This is a genomic window from Streptomyces sp. NPDC048295 (genome assembly GCF_040652135.1).
Taxonomy (GTDB): domain Bacteria; phylum Actinomycetota; class Actinomycetes; order Streptomycetales; family Streptomycetaceae; genus Streptomyces.
In genome coordinates this window covers 1-3,357 of the sequence record NZ_JBEZLL010000072.1, presented here as the reverse complement: position 1 = coordinate 3,357, position 3,357 = coordinate 1, and the positions used below count along the sequence as shown (strand labels likewise).

5 protein-coding genes and 1 pseudogene are annotated in these 3,357 nt (G+C 67.3%); 5 read left to right on the top strand and 1 reads right to left on the bottom strand.

All coding sequences use genetic code 11. The features are described 5' to 3' along the window. Positions 1–483: pseudogene (locus AB0D53_RS41595) on the bottom strand (hypothetical protein); the annotation flags it as partial. A 9-nt stretch (positions 484–492) separates the two neighbouring features. On the opposite strand from AB0D53_RS41595, the gene AB0D53_RS41590 reads away from it, so the two are divergent. The 5 genes from AB0D53_RS41590 (at position 493) to AB0D53_RS41570 (ending at position 2,850) form a co-directional block, all read left to right on the top strand. After that, positions 493–1,101: a YwqJ-related putative deaminase gene (locus AB0D53_RS41590; RefSeq protein WP_362454736.1), complete on the top strand. Its 609-nt coding sequence runs from the start codon at positions 493–495 to the stop codon at positions 1,099–1,101. 43 nt (positions 1,102–1,144) lie between these two features. Continuing rightward, on the top strand, positions 1,145–1,606 hold the full coding sequence (locus AB0D53_RS41585; RefSeq protein WP_362454734.1) for an SUKH-3 domain-containing protein: 462 nt from the start codon (positions 1,145–1,147) through the stop codon (positions 1,604–1,606). A 13-nt stretch (positions 1,607–1,619) separates the two neighbouring features. Then, on the top strand, positions 1,620–1,985 hold the full coding sequence (locus AB0D53_RS41580; RefSeq protein ID WP_362454732.1) for a YwqJ-related putative deaminase: 366 nt from the start codon (positions 1,620–1,622) through the stop codon (positions 1,983–1,985). 137 nt (positions 1,986–2,122) lie between these two features. Next, positions 2,123–2,485: a hypothetical protein gene (locus AB0D53_RS41575; protein ID WP_362454731.1), complete on the top strand. Its 363-nt coding sequence runs from the start codon at positions 2,123–2,125 to the stop codon at positions 2,483–2,485. Beyond that, complete coding sequence (locus AB0D53_RS41570) at positions 2,485–2,850, top strand: hypothetical protein (protein ID WP_362454729.1); 366 nt, start codon at positions 2,485–2,487, stop codon at positions 2,848–2,850. Before AB0D53_RS41575 ends, AB0D53_RS41570 begins: the two co-directional genes overlap by 1 nt. The last annotated feature ends 507 nt before the right edge of the window (positions 2,851–3,357 follow it).

The following is a 3,357-nucleotide window of genomic DNA, read 5'->3' as shown; positions in this document are numbered from 1 at the left end:
GACCTCGGCGACACCGGCCGCCTCACCGACGACCTGCCCACCACCCACAACCCCGCCGACAACCTCCCCGGCGGCCACGCCGGAGACCACCTCCCGGGCGGAAACGCGGGCAACCACCTCCCTCACGGGGGAGCGGCCGACCACCTCCCCGGCGGCCACGCCGACGACCTCGGGCGCGGCCCCACTGCCGGCCACGAACCGCCCAGCACCCACACCGGCGGCCACGGCGACGGCCCACAAGGACCGCACGACCCGCCCTCTCCCCACCCCAACGACCACGGCCCCAGCAGCCACGCCGACGACGGCGCGCACCGCGGGGCGGACGAGGGCGCCCCGCACCACGGATCCGACGACACCCTGCCCCATGACGACGGCATCCCCCATGACGACGGTGTCCCCCACGACCCCGACGGCCCGCACGGCCCCGACGGCCCCGACGGCCCGGATCACCCCGGCGGCGACGGCCCCGGCAACGAGCCGCACGGCAAGCCGGTGGATCCTCAGCCCGGCTGGCACGGCCAGAGCGCGGACAAGATGCGTCACTACCGACGCCCGGCCCTGGACGTCTCCCACCTTCCCCTGAAGGATCAGCTTCCGCTCCTGGAACGAGAAGCGTCCGCCCTCGCCGATGACGCGCTCAAGGCTCCGGAAGGAGCGGCACCTCCCGGGCAGAACCACCTCGAATCCGGCTGTGCCGGAAGTTTCCTGCACGACAACACGATCACCGTGCACAGCAGCACCACGAAAATGCACGGTCAGAAGCTTCCGAATACGCACAAGGTCCTCGAAACGATTCTGAACGATGTAGGCGCGAAACTTGATGCAACGCCCGGAGCGAAGAGAGGGTTTGGCCACGGAAAGTGTGCCGAGGTATCTCTGATAAGCGACCGACTGCATCATCTGGACCCCACCGGAAAAACCATTCGGACGGTCGATGACGCAAAGAAGGCGCTGGAGGGCGGCGTGATGCATACACGCCAGATCGGCGATCTCTTCAATCGGAAGACAGGCGTGCTCGAACGGCCGAAGGACACCTTCCTCCCGCCATGTGACACCTGCGCACAGGTGCTGCCCCAGCTGGGGATCCGAGTACACTCGTAAAACCCCGGTTCACGGAACGGAACGAATGATGGGCTCCGAAGAGTTGACACCCGAAGTACGCGACTGGCTCGTCGCAAACGGCTGGTCCCCGGGGCGCGACATCGGGCAACGCGCTGACGAACTCATTCAGGTGCGGGTACAGGACGCCGAGCGCCAGGGACGCACCCTGCGTCCGGTACCCGCCGCGGTGCATGTGATCCACGCATTCGGTCTGCTGCACCTCGAACACCCTACGGTGAAGCACGTCTCCTGGGTCATGGATCCCACCCTCGGGTACGAGGGCGACGCACGACTCATCCAAGAACTGTCATTCGGACTCGGCACGGAACTCTTCCCCGTCGGTTACGAGTCCTCCGAATACGGAATTCTCCTGGTCGACGAGAGGGAGCGCTTCTTCCACCTCCACCACACCGGCGGGTACTACCTGGGAGAGAACACGATGGATGCGTTCTCCCGATTCCTGGTCGGCGCACCCGACCCTGACGCGGAGGACTACTTTGTCTGAGCAATTCCCCGCCGTGGCCTCCTCCCTGCTGATCGGCGGCCAAGTGGTCAGCCACACCAGCCTGGTCGGGGAAGGCACCGCCGATCTTCATCCCGCCATCCGGTCGTTCGTCGAATCGCTGTCGGCCGATGTGCGCCGGCCGTTCACCGGGCGCTGCGCCGAATCGGCTCTGGTGTCCGACCAGTTGTGGGCACTCGACTCCGCGCGCAGCGACGGCCGCACGAGCACGCTCGACGAAGCCGCTCCGCACTTCGCGGGATCTGCCATCATCTCCAAGATGATCCGCGGTCAAGGGCACCCCGATCACGGCAGGACCACGGAGCCGTGCGAGGTCTGCCGGCTGCTGCTCCAGAAGTTGGGCGTGCAGGTGATGGCTTGACGGGAGCCGAGGAGCTCCCCGGACCTCCCGCGACCTTCCGCGCAAGCTGCGACTCCGAGCCGGGGGGCGCGTCCGGCCTGCACGGTCGGTTCACCGGTGATCCGCCGACCGCCGAACTCCGCTCCCCGATCCCCGGCATGACACGCATCGACATCGACGACCCGGAACTCGAAATGGACGAGGGCGAGGTCGTCTTCCGTCGAGGAGAGCGTTTCACCGGTGAGGTGGTCGAGCACCAGCAGGGTGCGCTCGTCAGCCTCGTCACGTACGAGGACGGGGTCGAGGACGGCCCTTCCAGGGAGTGGTACATGGATGGAACCCTGAGGTCCGACGGAGTGCTGCGAGGCGGGTTCCCCGTCGGTGAGTGCAGGGACTGGCACCCCAACGGGAGGCCGGCCGCGCGTGTGCTCCTGAGCGCGAACGGACTGCGGCAATTGGAGATCACCGAGTGGGACGACGAGGGGAACCTGACGAAGGAGTGGCGCGCGGAGCGCGGTTGATGCCGGGCCGGGTCGACATCGACGACCCCGAGGTCGACATGGATCAAGGACTGCGTCTGTTGCACAGGGGGGAACTCTTCACCGGCGAGGTCGAGGAGCGCCTCGGCGGTGCCGTCGTCGGTCTGGACGCCTACGTGGCGGGAGTGCAGCACGGCCCCAGCCGCGAGTGGTACGAGGACGGCACGCTCCGGTCCGAGGGGACGGCCCGCGAGGGACGTCCGGTGGGAGCGTCCAGGGAATGGCATCCGAACGGTGTGCTCGCCGCCGAGACGGAGTTCTCCGAGGACGGCATGACCATGCTCGCGGAACGCCGTTGGGACGAAGAGGGCCGGCCTGCGAAGAACTGGCGTGCGGGCGCGGAGTAATACGCCGTCGATGTGGAGGCCGGTGGGGGCTTTCCCCCGGGCAGCTGCGCGGAATCCTCCGGCAGGAGACGCGTGCAGATCACCGATATCTTGCGGCAGGGCTCATTCGGTCGGCCGTCCTGACTGTGCGAACTCGGCCGTGGCGGGGTCGGCCTCGTCGCGGTCACCGGGGTCGAAGCCGCCGCGTTCATCGAACGCACGATCGTGTGCACGGCGTGAAGATTGACGGAAGATCCTCGGCGGCCCCGCCGTGCCGGAGGGGTGCGCGCTCTCCGTGATCCGGTCGAGCGCTCCGTTTCTGCACCTCATTGCCCATGCCACGCTTCGTGACCATGTCACAGCCTGTCCACAGCCCCGAGGTCCTCGATTGCCTCAGCCTCCCGGAGTTGATAGGCATGGGCAGCACATTTGTTTGCTCGGGCTGGACAGGGGGACTGTATGAAGTTCGACATGGGGGCGCAGGTTCTGACGAGTCTGTCGTCGAAGTCGCGTGGGTCGAGTGATGAT

Bases quoted from the DNA above. Each gene is read 5' to 3' on its own strand.
- AB0D53_RS41575 (WP_362454731.1), top strand. From the start codon at position 2,123: ATGACACGCATCGACATCGACGACCCGGAACTCGAAATGGACGAGGGC.
- AB0D53_RS41570 (WP_362454729.1), top strand. From the start codon at position 2,485: ATGCCGGGCCGGGTCGACATCGACGACCCCGAGGTCGACATGGATCAA.